This window comes from Phytobacter palmae, from assembly GCF_039409775.1.
Lineage (GTDB): Bacteria > Pseudomonadota > Gammaproteobacteria > Enterobacterales > Enterobacteriaceae > Phytobacter > Phytobacter palmae.
This window is the reverse complement of sequence record NZ_JBCIVJ010000007.1, coordinates 146,673-162,082: the sequence shown is the minus strand read 5'-3', so window position 1 is coordinate 162,082 and position 15,410 is coordinate 146,673. Positions and strand designations below refer to the sequence as shown.

The 15,410-nt window shown below is 53.7% G+C and carries 14 protein-coding genes; 10 read left to right on the top strand and 4 right to left on the bottom strand.

All coding sequences use genetic code 11. From position 1 onward, the window contains the following. Window positions 1-19: 19 nt before the first annotated feature. Window positions 20-904 (bottom strand): dihydrodipicolinate synthase family protein, encoded by an 885-nt coding sequence (locus AAIG39_RS11075; RefSeq protein WP_249572274.1) that lies wholly within the window; start codon window positions 902-904, stop codon window positions 20-22. Between the two features lie 17 nt (window positions 905-921). Next, complete coding sequence (locus AAIG39_RS11070; RefSeq protein ID WP_249572273.1) at window positions 922-2,067, bottom strand: iron-containing alcohol dehydrogenase; 1,146 nt, start codon at window positions 2,065-2,067, stop codon at window positions 922-924. A gap of 176 nt (window positions 2,068-2,243) precedes the next feature. Between AAIG39_RS11070 and dtnK the strand changes: the two genes are divergently transcribed. Genes dtnK through AAIG39_RS11055 form a run of 3 tightly spaced genes read left to right on the top strand, consistent with a single transcriptional unit; the run spans window position 2,244 to window position 5,221 of the window. After that, complete coding sequence (gene dtnK, locus AAIG39_RS11065; protein WP_249572272.1) at window positions 2,244-3,479, top strand: D-threonate kinase; 1,236 nt, start codon at window positions 2,244-2,246, stop codon at window positions 3,477-3,479. Further along, complete coding sequence (locus AAIG39_RS11060) at window positions 3,472-4,458, top strand: D-threonate 4-phosphate dehydrogenase (RefSeq protein WP_343193860.1); 987 nt, start codon at window positions 3,472-3,474, stop codon at window positions 4,456-4,458. The genes dtnK and AAIG39_RS11060 overlap by 8 nt, the downstream gene beginning before the upstream one ends. Window position 4,459: 1 nt before the next feature. After that, on the top strand, window positions 4,460-5,221 hold the full coding sequence (locus AAIG39_RS11055) for a DeoR/GlpR family DNA-binding transcription regulator (RefSeq protein WP_343193859.1): 762 nt from the start codon (window positions 4,460-4,462) through the stop codon (window positions 5,219-5,221). Window positions 5,222-5,613: 392 nt separating this feature from the next. Here the strand turns inward: AAIG39_RS11055 and AAIG39_RS11050 are convergent, their stop codons facing one another. Next, entirely contained in the window at window positions 5,614-6,558 is a 945-nt protein-coding gene (locus AAIG39_RS11050; RefSeq protein ID WP_090084169.1) for an L-lactate dehydrogenase, read from the bottom strand. 147 nt (window positions 6,559-6,705) lie between these two features. On the opposite strand from AAIG39_RS11050, the gene AAIG39_RS11045 reads away from it, so the two are divergent. Next, window positions 6,706-7,188 (top strand): GNAT family N-acetyltransferase, encoded by a 483-nt coding sequence (locus AAIG39_RS11045; protein ID WP_343193858.1) that lies wholly within the window; start codon window positions 6,706-6,708, stop codon window positions 7,186-7,188. Here AAIG39_RS11045 and ptrR read toward each other — a convergent pair. Beyond that, a complete protein-coding gene (gene ptrR / locus AAIG39_RS11040; protein ID WP_047370239.1) occupies window positions 7,142-8,020 on the bottom strand; it encodes a putrescine utilization regulator PtrR in 879 nt (292 codons plus the stop codon). The two genes, AAIG39_RS11045 and ptrR, sit on opposite strands and share 47 nt — an antisense overlap. A 104-nt stretch (window positions 8,021-8,124) precedes the next feature. Between ptrR and sad the strand changes: the two genes are divergently transcribed. From sad to AAIG39_RS11010, 6 genes are all read left to right on the top strand, one after another. After that, a complete protein-coding gene (gene sad / locus AAIG39_RS11035) occupies window positions 8,125-9,513 on the top strand; it encodes a succinate-semialdehyde dehydrogenase (RefSeq protein ID WP_090084172.1) in 1,389 nt (462 codons plus the stop codon). A 101-nt stretch (window positions 9,514-9,614) separates the two neighbouring features. Next, a complete protein-coding gene (locus AAIG39_RS11030; protein WP_343193857.1) occupies window positions 9,615-11,204 on the top strand; it encodes a methyl-accepting chemotaxis protein in 1,590 nt (529 codons plus the stop codon). 49 nt (window positions 11,205-11,253) lie between these two features. Further along, complete coding sequence (gene glsB, locus AAIG39_RS11025; RefSeq protein WP_343193856.1) at window positions 11,254-12,180, top strand: glutaminase B; 927 nt, start codon at window positions 11,254-11,256, stop codon at window positions 12,178-12,180. Continuing rightward, a complete protein-coding gene (locus tag AAIG39_RS11020) occupies window positions 12,180-12,536 on the top strand; it encodes a DUF4186 domain-containing protein (protein ID WP_090084177.1) in 357 nt (118 codons plus the stop codon). Before glsB ends, AAIG39_RS11020 begins: the two co-directional genes overlap by 1 nt. A gap of 124 nt (window positions 12,537-12,660) precedes the next feature. Beyond that, entirely contained in the window at window positions 12,661-14,106 is a 1,446-nt protein-coding gene (locus tag AAIG39_RS11015; RefSeq protein ID WP_343193855.1) for a GGDEF domain-containing protein, read from the top strand. A gap of 212 nt (window positions 14,107-14,318) precedes the next feature. After that, window positions 14,319-15,311 carry a sensor domain-containing diguanylate cyclase gene (locus AAIG39_RS11010; protein WP_090084180.1) on the top strand — a complete coding sequence of 331 codons (993 nt, stop codon included), beginning with the start codon at window positions 14,319-14,321 and terminating at the stop codon, window positions 15,309-15,311. Window positions 15,312-15,410: the final 99 nt, after the last annotated feature.

Genomic DNA, 15,410 nt, shown 5'->3' with positions numbered 1-15,410 from the left:
GCGCCGCTATCAAAAAATATCACTGCAGATAGGTATAAATGACTTTTTCGATCTGCTCGATTTGCTGTGGGTTGAACTCCACGGCGTAGCGACTTTCCCCGACGTCCTGTCCTAAAATTTGCAATGCTTTTTTCACTGCGGCAGGAGAAAAAGCCACTTTATAGAGGTCGGTACGCAGACCGGTGACACTTTCTTGCGCCAGGCGTGAACCTTCGATATCACCTTTCTGGAAGTGGGACCAGATTGCATTAATTTCTTTTGGTGCGACGTTTGCCAGCCCAGAAATACAGGCAGAACAACCATCAACAAAACCCTGATGGATAAGGGAGTCCGGTCCATTCAGAACATCGAAATTATCGATATCTTTTACGGCATTCAGAAATCCGCTCAGGCTTTCATAACTACCCGCGCTGTCTTTAATGCCAATAATGTTTGGATGTTCCGCCAACACGCGAACGGTTTGCGGTTCAAGAGTATTCCCGGTGCGGGCAGGTATGTTATAGAGAAATACCGGTACGCTGAGTGCATCAGCAATCGCGGTATAATGGGTAATTAATTCGTTTTGTTTTAAGGGAACAAAATAAGGTGTGATCACAGAAACCGCGTCGACGCCCAGTTTTTCAATTTGTTTACCCAGGCGGATGGTTTCGCGGGTAGAGATCTCACCAATATGTGCCACCACGCTGGCGCGACCAGCCACTTCATCAACACAGGTTGCTGTTACTGCAATTTTTTCTTGCTCGTTCAGAACGAAAAACTCACCATTAGTGCCACCACAAAAAATACCGTTGCCTGCATCCAACTGGCGATTAATTTGATGGCGTAACGCGGCCGCATTAAGTGCCCCTTCATTATCGAAGGGGGTAACGATTGCGGTCAAAACCCCTGCAATTCTCGTGCTCATTTTGTTCTCCTTCACTCTTAATTTATTTGAAACAATGTCTGGTAAATCGCTTGCACGGCGGCGTGATCAACAGTGCAAGGGGCATTATTCATCAAGCGCTTAACATTCAGGGCGGCATCGGCCAACGACGGGATATCCGCGCGCGGTACCCCAAGCGACTCCAGGTTATCCGGCAGGTTGAGGCGTTTTACCAGCGCGGCAAAGTAATCCACCAGCGCGTGAGATTTATCCTCATCGCTGAGCGTGGTATCAGCGCCCGGAACCAGATCCCAGACCTGTGCAAATTTTTCGACGGCATACGGGCGCACCACTTTCATGCAGGGGGCCAGCAGAATGGCATTGGCGACACCGTGCGGCAGGTGGTATGTGCCACCCAACGGGTAGGAGAGTGCGTGCACCAGATGGGTTCCCGCATGCGTGATCGCCGCCCCACCGTAATAAGAGGCCCATAACATTTCGAGGCGCGCGGTCAGATTATGTGGCTCACTGACGGCGGTTTCGATGTTGTGCAGAAGTTTACGCAGACCAGTCAGGGCGACGTTATCGCTCACCGGGTTGGCGATCGTGGCGGTAAAGCATTCGATCAGATGGCACAGGGCATCAATACCGGTCGAAGAGGCAATATGTGCAGGCATGCTGGTGGTCAGTTCCGGCAGCAGGGCGACATAATCCGGCAGCAACACCGGGGAGATGATGCCCACTTTGGTGCTCTGTTCCGGGATAGCCAGAATTGCATTCGGTGTGGCTTCGGAGCCGGTCCCGGCGGTGGCCGGAATCAGTAAAGAAGGCACGCGTGCGGTCGGTTTTTCCCCGGACAGCAGGGCGTCCAGACCCGGTGAGAGCGGATGACAGAGTACCGATAACAGTTTGGTGACGTCGAGAACGCTGCCGCCGCCGATACCCACAACCAGGTCAAATGTCGCGTCTGGCGTGTCGGCGAGAATACCGGAGACATCATGCTGGCTGGGTTCTGGCGGTACGTTGTCAATAACTTGCACCAGTCGGCCTTCTTCCTGCAATAACCTCAGAATTTGCTGCGTCGCGGCAAGCTTGATGACGTTGCCATCACTGACCAGTAAGAGTTTCTTTTTACCCGTAAGCAAAGGCGCGATAGCGGGAATCGCCCCTGCGCCGCTTATAAGGGTGCTGTTTATTGTTACCACAACCTTCTCCTGTCTCTCTTTGTGGTGATTGAACTCAATCATTGTTTTTCCAATCACGGTCACTGTATGGCATGAATTTATAATTTATTCGCAAATTAAATAAGTTGATCTTGCTCACATATAATCAATTATGATTGAATATAATCATATCCAGAACGTAACGACGCGGAGTAGGGATGAACAAACAAAGCGCGGTCCAACAAATGGTGATTCTGGCCGATGACTTCACAGGTGCGAACGATGCGGGCGTAAGCTTTGCGCAGGCAGGAATGCACGTAGAAGTGGCGCTGGAAGCGACATATCAAAGTGATGCACAGGTGCTCATTTATAACAGTGACAGCCGGGCGCTGACGGCTGAGGCGGCGTATGAGAAAGTCGCCGCGCTGACTAAAAGCGTACTGCGTCACTCTTCACCGGCATGGCTGGTGAAAAAGATAGATTCCACGCTGCGCGGTAATCCGGGGGCGGAAGTTATGGCCATGCAGCAGGTCACGGGCGCGAAGAGGGTGATTATCGCCCCGGCGTTTCCGGCGGCAGGGCGCATTACCCGCGAGGGGAAATGCCTGGTAAACGGTGTGCTGCTTACCGACACCGAGTTTGCCAGCGATCCGAAAACACCGATCACGCGTGCGGATGTAGTGGCGCTCTTTAGCGGGCATACCCAGAACATTACGCCATCGCAGTTGCCCGTCGCGCTCATGAGTGGCAGCGCGGAAGCTCCAACGCTGCTGGTGGTTGATGCGCAAACAGACGCCGATCTGGATGAGATCGTTACTCATGCTATGCAGGCGAGTGAAAGGCCGCTGCTGGTCGGTTCCGCCGGGTTATGCGATGCCCTGTCACGCCGTCTGGCGCCGCAAAAACAGTCGGTGGTACTGGCGGTTGTCGGATCAATGAGTGAAATCGCTCAAAAACAGGTGAGCATCGCCGCGCAGCATCCACGCTGCGAACCGATTTTTATTGATATCAATGATGTTTTTCAGCCATCTGCCACCGATTATCGCGCAGCGATCGTCGCCGCACTTAACGATGGCCGTCATTGCCTGGTTCATACCTGCCCGGATGAACAGGCGCGCCATCAGGTGATAGCGCTGTGCGAGCGTTGGGGGATAAGTCGCTCTGAGTGCGGTGAGAGGATTTGTGATTATTTAGGCGCAATTACCCGGGATGTGCTGCAACACAGCACGCCTGACGGCCTCTATCTTTCGGGTGGGGATGTGGCGATAGCGGTCGCAAGGGCGCTCGGGGCAAAAGGGTTTCAGATTCATGGGCGCGCCGCAGGCTGTGTGCCCTGGGGATATTTTTCAGGTTGCGAATGGCAACGACCAGTGATGACCAAAGCGGGTGGTTTTGGTGACGAAACCACGTTGCGCAAGGTTTTGCATTTTATTGAGGAGAAGTCGAGTGACTAATATTATTGCCGTAACGATGGGCGATCCTGCGGGGATAGGCCCGGAAATTATTATTAAATCGCTGGTCGAAGGAGAACTGTCCGGGGCACCGGTTGTGGTTGTCGGCTGTGCCCAAACGTTTAACCGTATCCTGGCGCTGCATATCACACCACATGCGGAGCTGCGCATTATCAACAAGGTCAGCGACGCCTATTTCGCCCCCGGCGTGATTAACGTGCTGGATGAGCCGCTGGCGGATCCGCAGGCGCTGGAACCCGGCAAAGTACAAGCCCAGGCGGGCGATCTGGCCTATCGCTGCGTGCGTCGTGCAACCGAACTGGCGATGTCCGGCGCAGTAAAAGCCATTGCTACCGCACCGCTGAATAAAGAAGCGCTGCACTCAGGTGGTCACCACTATCCAGGGCATACCGAGCTGCTGGCGAAACTGACCAATATTAATGACTACGCGATGGTGCTCTATACTGAGAAGCTCAAAGTGATTCATGTCACCACCCATATCGCGCTGCGTAAATTTCTTGATACCCTGAATCAGGATCGTATCAAGACGGTTATTCGAGTGGCAGATATTTTCCTCAAACGCGTTGGCTTCGCAAATCCGCGTATCGCGGTTGCCGGGGTGAACCCGCATGCCGGAGAAAATGGTCTGTTTGGCGATGAAGAGATCACTACCGTCGGTCCAGCGGTGGAGGCGATGAAAGCCGAAGGGCTGAATGTATTCGGCCCATGCCCGCCGGACACGGTCTTTATGCAATGTAATGAAGGAATGTATGACATGGTGGTGGCGATGTATCACGATCAGGGGCATATTCCATTAAAATTGCTGGGTTTTTACGATGGGGTTAATATCACAGCTGGTTTGCCCTTTATCCGTACTTCTGCGGATCATGGCACCGCCTTTGATATCGCCTGGACCGGAAAAGCGAAACCGGAAAGCATGGCGGTTTCCATCCAGTTAGCTATGCAAATCATACGGGAATAATATGAAGGGATATAACCGGTTAGAACAGATTATGGATTATCTGAAAGGACATAATCTGGTAACGGTAGATCAATTGGTGACCATAACCAATGCGTCTCCTGCCACCATTCGCCGCGATTTGATCAAACTCGATCAGGAAGGGGTGATAAGCCGTTCACACGGCGGCGTTACCCTTAACCGGTTTATCCCCTCGCAGCCGACGACGCTTGAGAAAATGCAGCGTAACCTGTCGGAAAAACATGCCATCGCTTGTGCCGCCGCGTCACTGGTGAAGGCGGGTGATGCGATTGTACTTGATGCTGGCACCACTATGCTTGAACTTGCTCGCCAGCTGACGCACCTGCCGCTGCGGGTAATCACCAGCGATTTGCACATCGCGCTGTTTCTCTCTGAGTTTAAGCAAATCGAAGTGACCATCATTGGCGGGCGAATTGATGATACCAGCCAGTCGTGCATCGGCGATCACGGTCGCAAGCTATTGCAGGGGATTTGGCCGGATCTGGCCTTCGTTAGCTGTAACGGTTGGGATCTGGAAAAAGGCATCACTTCGCCAACCGAAGAGAAAGCGGCGCTGAAACGAGCATTGATTGATAATGCGCAGCGCCGGATATTGCTGGCCGATAGCAGTAAATACGGGGCATGGTCGCTGTTTAATGTAGCCCGTCTCGATTCACTGACGGATATTGTTACCGACAGCCATCTGGGGGACGATATTCGCCAGAAACTTGCCGTATTGCCAGCCCGGTTAACCATTGCCAGCTAGTGGCCACCCAGTTGATGGCTCCTGGATAAACAGACGGCGGGCTCGTTGCCACACCGTCTGTTTATTTTCAGCTCATCCGCATGGTGTCAGTATCAATCAATAACGCCACTTTCAGCATTTTTCCTGCTATCAATAACCGGAATTCCTTTCTCATCAACAAAAGTGTATTCGTTGTTATCTTCACTGGTCATAAAAATCCCTTAATACGTTTCACGGACCTGGATAAATCTAATAGTGATGTTATCAAACCTTCTTTTGTACGACTTGTGAGATGAGGTTGGGTATGAAAATCAAGGTTATCTGTCATTAATTTGTCTTTCGGAAAAATAAAAAGCTGACCGGGAGAGATAAAAATGCCTGCACAGGCGCAGGCATTTTTTTTAAGCGGCGTATTACGGCAGGCGAGAGATATTCTCCTTAATCACCGAAACGGAATGGTTGAATTTTGCCACTTCGTCCGCTTCCAGCTGTAATTCAATAATTTGCTGTACGCCGCTCTGGGTCAGGACCGCAGGCACGCCGATGGCGACATCGCTCACGCCATACTCACCGTCAAGCACGCAGGAGATCGCCAGCGCACGGTGACTTCCGGTAAAAATATTACGGCAGATTTCAGCAATCGTCCCGGCAATACCGTACTCGGTGCAGCCTTTGCGGGCGTAAATTTCAAAACCGTGTTTGCGCACACTCTCCGCCAGTCCGTCAAAATCAATAGGTTGTCCGGTACGGCGCTTCCAGACATCGGCAATCGGTGAACCGTAAACGGAGGAGTGCGACCACACCGGAAACTGGGTGTCACCATGCTCACCCAGGATAAAGGCGTCAATACTTTGTGCGCCGATATCTAGCGTCTGCGCCAGCGCGCGCCGTAACCGGGTGGTATCGAGCCATACGCCGGTACCAATGACCTGGCTGCGTGGCAGGCCAGAGAGTTTCCATACCTGCCAGGTGATGATGTCGCAGGGGTTGGTGGCAATCAGAAAGATGCCATTGAAGCCGTTTTCCATCATCTGCGGCACGATGTTTTTGACGATCCGCGCGGTATTTTGTAGTTCGTCCAGGCGGGTCTGCCCTGGTTTTAGCGGGCCGCCGGAGACCGTGATGACTGCAATGTCCACATCGGCACAGTCGGTAGCATCGCGGCTGGTAATATGCATCATGCCTGGCATATATGCGGCGGCGTCCGCCAGATCCTGCACATGACCTTCAACGCGATCGCGGTTCAAATCAACAAGGATCAACTCTTCGGCGATGTTCTGATTCAGTAGGGCGTAAGCGGCTGATGCGCCAACATTGCCAGTACCGATGATCATCACTTTGCGGGCTCTGGTATTCATTTCTCTTCCGTTATCACGATTACGCGTGAGCGTAAATTACCGCCGCAGGCGCGTTTTATGCAATCCGGACAGGGATATATAAGTTAATTGTATGGCGAAGTGAGCAGGGTTTACGCGTAATTTAACAGAACAATAACAGGAGGAGCTATGTATACCTTTATTCCTGCCTCGGCGAGTCAGCCGGGCATTCGCGCCCTGATTGCCGCCCTTGATGCATACCAGACTGAACTCTACCCGGCTGAAAGCAATCATCTGCTGGATCTGGCATCGCTGCCATCTGAGAGCGTAATCATGCATGCCGTGGTGAATGCGTCCGGTGCGATGGTCGGTTGTGGCGCCATCGTGCTTAATGACGACGGTACTGGCGAGATGAAAAGGGTCTACATTGATGCGCGCCATCGCGGTCAGCAACTGGGGGAGAAGCTGCTGGATGCCCTGGAGAATGCGGCTCTTCTGCGCGAGTGTCATACGCTGCGCCTGGAAACGGGTATCAAACAACAGGCCGCGGTCCGTCTTTATACACGCTGCGGATATCAGCAGCGGGGGGCTTTTGCCCCCTATGCAGAAGATCCGCTCAGCATTTTTATGGAAAAACGGCTGACTGCGGATCGGCATTTAGCAACTCAATAAAGGCGTCCAGGTGACGGGTTTTTGCGCCGCGTCGCCACACCAGCCAGGTATTCAGCCAGCGCCAGTTTTCCGCCAGCGGCCAGGCGCCAACCTGGTGGTGACCGGGCATGCTCTCCAGCATACTGCGGGGAATAAGCGCCAGTCCGGCCCCGGCAATCACACAGGCCAGCATCCCGTGATAGGACTCCATTTCATGGATTTTACCGGGGGTAGCCTGGTCGGCGTGAAACCAGCTCTCAAAATGGCGTCGATAAGAACAGTTGGCGCGAAACGCATAAATACTGGAACCGTTCACCTGAGCCGCCCGGGTGATGGGTTCGTGGCCGTGCGGGGCGACAATCATCATCTCTTCACGGTAGACCGGAATCCCTTCAAGCCCTGGATGCATCACCGGCCCGTCGACAAAGGCGGCGCTCAGGGTGCCATCAAGGATGCCGTCAATCATGGTGCCGGAAGGGCCGGTTGCCAGATCGAACTGAATACGCGGATAGCGCTGGTTATATTTGGCAAGCGTTGCCGGAATGCGCACCGCTGCGGTGCTCTCCAGCGATCCGAGTGAGAATAATCCCTGCGGCTCATCCCCGGCCACGACCATTCGGGCTTCATCAACCAGCGCGAGGATCTGCTGGCTGTAGCGCAAAAAACTGTGTCCGGCGGGGGACAGACGCAAACGCTGGTTTTCACGAATAAAGAGGTCCACCCCCAGGTCGGCCTCCAGCTGGCGAATGCGGGTAGTAAGGTTCGATGGCACCCGATGCACTTTTTGCGCGGCCTGGGTAATGCTGCCGGTCTGCGCCACGGCGTTAAACATCTCAAGCTGCGTTAAATCCATGGTGTTCTCCATTCGTGAATAGTGAAGTTAATATTATTCAGTTTTCAGAAATAACAAATTCAGCGACGATAGCGCAATACCTGAACAGCGAAAGCGAGAGAATTATGTCAATTTCATCTGCCACCCATGCTATTTCTGTCAACCCCGCAACCGGGGAAACCTTGTCTGCTACCCCCTGGGCCAGCCGGGAAGAGGTAGACGCTGCACTGGAACTTGCCGCCAGGGGCTATCGCCAGTGGCGACAAAAAAGCGTTCATGAGCGTGCGCAGAGTTTGCGTGCTGTCGGTGCAGTGTTACGCCGTCACGGTGAAGCGATGGCGCAGTTGATTTCTCAGGAGATGGGCAAACCGATAGCCCAGGCGCGCGGCGAAGTCACCAAATCAGCCAACCTGTGCGACTGGTACGCCGAACACGGCCCGGCGATGCTGGGTTCAGAAGCCACCCTGGTTGAAAACAATCGGGCGACGATTGAATACCGCCCGATGGGGCCGATTCTGGCGGTGATGCCATGGAACTTTCCGTTATGGCAGGTGATGCGCGGCGCGGTACCGATTCTGCTGGCGGGCAACAGTTATCTGCTTAAGCATGCGCCTAATGTGCTGGGCTGCGCGGATCTGATCGGCAATATCTTTGCCGAAGCCGGCGTACCGCAGGGTGTGTTTGGCTGGGTGAATGCCACCAACGATGGCGTGAGCCAGGCGATAAACGATCCGCGCATTGCGGCGGTAACCGTCACCGGAAGTGTGCGTGCCGGTGCGGCGATAGGCGCCCAGGCCGGTGCTGCGCTGAAAAAATGTGTGCTGGAACTGGGGGGCTCCGACCCGTTTATCGTTCTCGGTGATGCGGATCTTGAACTGGCGGTGAAAGCGGCAGTGGCCGGACGTTATCAGAATACCGGGCAGGTTTGCGCGGCGGCAAAGCGCTTTATTGTTGAAGCCAGCATTGCCGATGCCTTCACGGAGAAATTTATTGCGGCGGCGGCTGCCTTAGCGCAGGGTGAGCCTCTGGATGAGAAAACCTACCTTGGCCCCATGGCGCGTTACGACCTGCGTGATGAGTTGCACGCACAGGTACTGGCGACCCTCAGTGAAGGGGCAACGCTGGCTCTCGGCGGTGAAAAACCGTCAGGGGCAGGGAACTACTACCCGGCAACTGTACTGACTCATGTGACGCCAGGAATGACTGCTTTTCGTCAGGAGATGTTTGGCCCGGTGGCAGCCATCACCGTGGCGCGCGATGCGGAACATGCCCTTGAACTGGCCAATGACAGTGATTTCGGTCTGTCGGCGACGGTATTTACCGCAGACAGGGCGCTGGCAGAGGATTTTGCCGCTCGCCTGGAGTGTGGCGGGGTCTTTATCAACGGATACAGTGCCAGCGATGCCCGCGTGGCGTTCGGCGGTGTGAAGAAAAGCGGATTTGGCCGTGAGTTGTCGCATTTTGGCCTGCATGAGTTTTGTAACGTGCAAACCGTATGGAAAGATCGTCTGTGATTTTCTGCGCCCCTCCCGGGGGCGCGCCGTCTGTGGATGTCATGGTTTCGTCATACTTCTTTCGTAAACTCGCGGGCATCGTGAGGTTATAGAAGAATATCATGAACTTAAAGCAAATTTTCCGCCGAATTTTTCGGCAACTGACACCACGGCAGTTCGGCTTACTGGCAGGTATCTTCTGGATAATCGGACTTTTTTCCGCGCTGCAGATTGCCTCCTCTTTCGTTCTCACCCTGTCGTTACGTGATGCCCAGCATAATGAGCAACTCAATCAACAGGCCCACCTGCAACAAGTTAAAGTCGATGAAGCCCGCGTGGCGTTACTGGCGGCAAGCGATCTGCTTAACCGCGCGGGCGTCTATTTTATGCAGGATAAAGAGACCGGTTCTGATGGTAGCTGGCATAGCCTGATGGATGAGGCGCAGACTGCGCTTGCGACCTCACAGAAATCCTGGCAGGCCTGGCTTGCGATGAACCCACCAAAAGATGACGGGCTGGTCAAGAGCTACCAGCTTTTCTACGGGGCCATCAAAGAGCAGGCCGACGGGCTGGTGAAAACCAATTCGATCGATGCCTTCTTCGCCGTTCCGGCTCAGGCATTTCAGGCCGATTTTAATGAGAACTACGCGCGCTTCCGGCAGGTCAGTGAAAAGCGGGCCGATGAAGGTCGCCTGACCTTAATGGGCGGATTAGCGCGCCTGCAGCAGGTATTTGTGCTGGTGCCTGTATTACTGGTGATTATCGCGATTGCAGTCTGGTTTGCCATGTCGCGCTGGGTCATTACACCGCTGCGTCGGCTCATTTTCCATATCAACACGCTGGCGGCAGGCGACCTTTCCGCGCCACTGCCGGACGTCAAACGTTTCAGCCGTGAAATTGACCAGATTGCTCTGAGCGTTGACACCATGCAGCACGGGCTGCAACAACTGGTCAGCCAGGTGAGTCATGCCACCCGTTCGATGGTAAACAACATTGATAGCCTGGCGCAGGGCAACCAGAAGTTGTATCAGCAATCGACCCGTCAGGCACAAGAACTGGAGGATGTGACGACTCATATCGCGACCCTCGAATCCCATGTTGAAGGTAATACCGGCTATGCCCGGCTTGCCAGCGAACGTGCTGATGAAGCGCGACAGGTTGCGGCGGGAGGCGACAGTATGATGGAGACGGTTAACCAGTCGATGCAGGCGATTGTGGGCCGTGCTTCTGAAATGCGCGGTATCGTTGAGTTGATAGAAGGGGTGGCTTTCCAGACCAATATTCTGGCGCTTAATGCCGCCATTGAGGCGGCGCATGCGGGTAACCACGGCCGAGGTTTTGCTGTAGTGGCAAAAGAAGTTGGGCTGCTGGCGCGTAAGAGCAGTCATTCGACACAAACCATCCAGCAACTGATTAACCACTCCTTGCAGGGCATTAACGACGGCACTCACGCGGTAAGCAAACTGGAAGATAACCTGCAACAGGTTACCGGCCTGGTCGGTCATCTGAGCGGATTACTGAATGAAATCTCCACGGCTACCCTAAGCCAGGGTGAGAGCATCCACCATATGACCCGTCGTCTGCATTCGTTGAATAATGTGGCACGCCGCACCGGGGAACTGGTTACGGATGCCACCGAAGCTTCCGTGCAGCTGCATAATGATTCTCACGCGCTGATGCAGGCTGTTTCCCGCTTTCGTCTCCCGGCCTGATTTTTGCTATACTCGCAGCCCCTTTTACGGCTGCGAGTAAGGATTGGGTGTGGCGACAGTCATGGATAATGACGTACTTGAGGCACTGCTTGAGCAGGTACGTCCGCTGAAAGGTCAGGGGAAAGTGGCAGACTATATTCCCGCGCTGGTCACTGTTAGCGGGGATAAACTGGGCATCGCTATTTGTACCGTCAGTGGTGAACAGTTCCAGGCAGGTGATGCCGACGAACGTTTTTCAATTCAGTCCCTTTCAAAAGTCCTCAGCCTTGTGGTGGCGATGAACCATTACGAAGAGGATGAAATCTGGACGCGTGTTGGCAAAGACCCCTCCGGCCAGCCGTTTAACTCACTTTTACAGCTGGAGATAGAACAGGGAAAACCGCGTAATCCGTTTATTAATGCGGGTGCGCTGGTCGTCTGCGATATGTTGCAAAGTCGCCTTAGCGCCCCGCGCCAGCGGATGCTGGAAATCGTGCGCAAACTTTCCGCCACGCCGGATATTGCTTTCGACAGCGTGGTAGCCCGTTCAGAGTTCGAACATTCCGCACGCAACGCGGCGATTGCCTGGCTGATGAAATCCTTTGGGAACTTCAATAATGATGTTGCCACGGTACTGCAAAACTACTTTCACTACTGTGCGCTGAAAATGAGCTGTGTCGAGCTGGCGCGTACTTTTCTCTTTCTGGCCGATAAAGGTACGGCACCGCATCTTGCAGAGCCGGTGTTAACGCCGCAACAAACACGCCAGGTCAACGCGCTGATGGCGACCAGCGGGATGTATCAAAATGCCGGGGAGTTCGCCTGGCGCGTTGGATTACCCGCAAAATCGGGCGTGGGGGGTGGGATTGTGGCGATTGTCCCGCAAGAGATGGCCATTGCGGTCTGGAGCCCGGAACTGGACGAGGCCGGAAATTCACTGGCGGGGATTGCCTTACTGGAGGCGCTCACCCAACAACTGGGGCGTTCGGTGTACTGATGTCTGAGCTCGATTCTCTGTTTGCGCGGCTTGCCCGCTCCACTTTTCGTTCCCGCTTTCGTCTGGGGGCGAAAGAGCGCCAGTACTGTATGGAAAAAGGGGCAGAGGTGATCGCGACGCATGCGGCTGACTTTGTTGCCCGGCGTCTGGCCCCGGCGTTACCGCACAATGATGGCAAACAGACGCCCATGCGCGGTCATCCGGTCTTTATTGCTCAGCATGCCACTGCCACCTGTTGTCGGGGGTGCCTGGCAAAATGGCACGCCATTCCTGCAGGTGTTGAGCTCACCGAGGCGCAACAGCGCTATATTGTCGGCGTTATTTACCACTGGCTGGTCCTGCAAATGAATTCATAACACTAATGAATCAGGCGATAAACGCGTGTTACAAGGCTGTTATATATGCATTACATGTTAAGCTATACGCAATTTTTGCCGCGTCGAAATGACCAGCTACATCCTTACCTGGGGTTGATATGTAATGCGTGCTCTTTTTTCGCCCACCTTTCGTCTGCTGCGAAATGATCAGCCATTCATCAACGCGGCGGTGATTTTTTTCATCACCACGCTTTTTTATTCTGTTGGGGCGATGTTGCGTCTGGTCGAGGCGCTTTCGCTCTTCTGGCCGCTAAACGCAGTGATGGCAGGGATTTTTGCCCGTTACGCTTTTTTACAGCGCTGGCCTTACTATCTGATAAGTTTTCTGGCAATGCTCATCTACGATGGCTTCACCACATCGTGGGGCTGGTCATCGGTGGTGATTAACCTTTCCAATATGGTTTTTATCGTGACCACGGCGCAACTGGTGCAGCGCGAACAGCGGCTTATGCGTCATGCGCCACAACCCATAAACGCACTTAATCTTTTTGTTTACTGCCTGGTAGCGGCGATGCTCTGCGCTCTTTTCGGCGCTTTTGGATCGATGGGAGTGGTTATCAACCAGGATTTTCTGATGGCGTTTGGCGACTGGTTCAGCGAGCAGTTCTCGACAGGGGTACTGATCCTGCCTTGCATCCTGACGGCTGTCTGGCCGTCAAGGGAGCCTGCTTTTAATAGCAAAACGCTGCTGCCCGTAGTTGCGTTGATGGTCTCCGTTCTGGGCTCGGTGTTGGTCGGTGGCGCGGGCAGCTTGGCATTGCCCCTGCCGGCGCTTATCTGGTGCGCCGTCACCTTCTCCTTGCCGGTGACCTGTCTGTTGACATTAATAACCGGCGGGCTGGAAATTATTCTGATAGCCAACGGAATGATCAATATTTTCGTCGCCTCGCCGTTGCAGATGTCGCGCATGTTTTCAGCCCGGCTGGGAATAGCCACTATGGCAATTTGCCCGGTCATTGTCTCTGTCAGCATGGAGACCATCAACCGTCTGATGCGTCATGTCTCCCTGCGCGCGGATTACGATTTCCTGACCCGTGTTTACTCCCGTTCCGGCCTGTACGAAGCGCTCAACCGCGACAGTAATAGCTTTGCTGATAAACACCTGACCGTCATGCTACTGGATATCGATTACTTCAAAAGCATCAACGATAACTACGGGCACGAGTGTGGCGACCAGGTGCTCGCCTCATTTGCGCAGAAGGTACGCCAGGAGTTGGGTGAGAAGGGCGTGGTTGCCCGCATGGGGGGGGAAGAGTTCGCGGTGGTGGCCGTCACCGCCGGTCCACAAGCGGGTCTGTTACTGGCTGAACGGCTGCGTAAGTCGGTTGAGGAACACCTTTTTCACTGGCATGCCCGGACACTGCACCTGACGGTCAGTATTGGCGTCAGTAACGGGTCGGTGGTTTCCGGTTCGCTGACGGAGGTCTTTAATAAATTACTCGCTGAGGCGGATGAGTATCTTTATCGTTCCAAAAAGGCGGGGCGAAATCGCTCCAGCATGCGTCAGTCGTCAATGGAAGAAACCTTAAACCCTTCCGTCGGTTTCTAAGACCGATCGATTGCTGAACTACCTGATTCGACAGACCGTGTTTGTGGTGTTATAAGGCAATGCGATAGATATAAGTTATTAAAATACTTGCTACAAATTTTCATCGTCAATACTATAACCGAGTATATGTATCGGAAATAATTTGCGCCATGAATGGATCTGACAATTTGAAGAAAAGCGAGCGGATCACTGGCGGCAGGTTTGTCAGGCGCATGTACCTGATGCGTATTCTTGGGACATTTCTCTGTTTTTTTCCCATTCTTTCAGTATTGCTTGAACTACATCGCCCCCTCTGGCTGATACTTTTGCTGTGCGCAAACGCCTTTATCTGGCCGACGCTGGCCTTTTTGCGAGCCCGTCGCTCCGATACGCCTCTGACCCTGGAACATCAAAACCTGATCTTAGACGCCGGTGCCGGGGGATTCTGGATAGCGATGATGGCGGTTAACCCACTGCCTTCTGTGGTCATCGCTACGATCCTGTTATCCGACAGACTCTCGGCGGGCGGCATTGACCTGATGCGTAAAGCCGGTCTGTTAATGCTGTCAGCATTTGCAGCAGGTTGGGTTGCGCAGGGGATGAATGTTGATGTGCAAGTGACCCAGCGAACCATGTTCGCTACGCTGCCGTTGATTGCTATTTATATGGTGGCGCTGAGCGTACTGACCGACAACATTGCCGTAAAGCTGCGTAATAAAAGCCGCGAGCTGGAACGTATTGCAATGATGGACCCCCTGCTGGATATTGCTAACCGCCGCCTGCTGGAAAAACGTATCCAGTATGAACTCGATAAATTGCGCGAATCGCCACGTAATTCGATGCTGATGTTCATCGATATTGATAATTTTAAAGAGGTTAACGACCGGTTTGGCCATAAAGTGGGCGATGCGCTGCTGGTTACGGTGTCGAAGATTTTGCATGCCGCTACGCGAAAAACGGATACGCCGGCCCGTCTTGGGGGGGATGAGTTCGTCATTTTGCTTCCTGATACCCCACAGGAAGAGGCGCTTACCGTTGCGAGGCGAATTATGGATTCTGCCGCCGTGATGAGCGTAAGCCAGGAGTATGCCTTCCATTGTACCCTCAGTATTGGTATTGCCAGTGCAACCCAGGAAATGCAAAACGTCACCGACTGGCTGAAAGCGGCTGATGACGCCCTCTATAAAGCAAAACGCCGCGGCAAAAATCAAATCTATTCACACTGACAAACGTGCTGAATACGCTAAGCTTTATCCTGTACACCGCGACTCGATCGCTCGATCACGTCTTATTTACGCGGACACCTGCCGATACTGACTAGCGAG

Bases quoted from the DNA above. Each gene is read 5' to 3' on its own strand.
- AAIG39_RS11045 (WP_343193858.1), top strand. From the start codon at position 6,706: ATGTATACCTTTATTCCTGCCTCGGCGAGTCAGCCGGGCATTCGCGCC.
- dtnK (WP_249572272.1), top strand. From the start codon at position 2,244: ATGAACAAACAAAGCGCGGTCCAACAAATGGTGATTCTGGCCGATGAC.
- ptrR (WP_047370239.1), bottom strand. From the start codon at position 8,020: ATGGATTTAACGCAGCTTGAGATGTTTAACGCCGTGGCGCAGACCGGC.
- AAIG39_RS11055 (WP_343193859.1), top strand. From the start codon at position 4,460: ATGAAGGGATATAACCGGTTAGAACAGATTATGGATTATCTGAAAGGA.
- AAIG39_RS11010 (WP_090084180.1), top strand. From the start codon at position 14,319: ATGTACCTGATGCGTATTCTTGGGACATTTCTCTGTTTTTTTCCCATT.
- sad (WP_090084172.1), top strand. From the start codon at position 8,125: ATGTCAATTTCATCTGCCACCCATGCTATTTCTGTCAACCCCGCAACC.
- AAIG39_RS11075 (WP_249572274.1), bottom strand. From the start codon at position 904: ATGAGCACGAGAATTGCAGGGGTTTTGACCGCAATCGTTACCCCCTTC.
- AAIG39_RS11015 (WP_343193855.1), top strand. From the start codon at position 12,661: ATGCGTGCTCTTTTTTCGCCCACCTTTCGTCTGCTGCGAAATGATCAG.
- AAIG39_RS11030 (WP_343193857.1), top strand. From the start codon at position 9,615: ATGAACTTAAAGCAAATTTTCCGCCGAATTTTTCGGCAACTGACACCA.
- AAIG39_RS11050 (WP_090084169.1), bottom strand. From the start codon at position 6,558: ATGAATACCAGAGCCCGCAAAGTGATGATCATCGGTACTGGCAATGTT.
- AAIG39_RS11020 (WP_090084177.1), top strand. From the start codon at position 12,180: ATGTCTGAGCTCGATTCTCTGTTTGCGCGGCTTGCCCGCTCCACTTTT.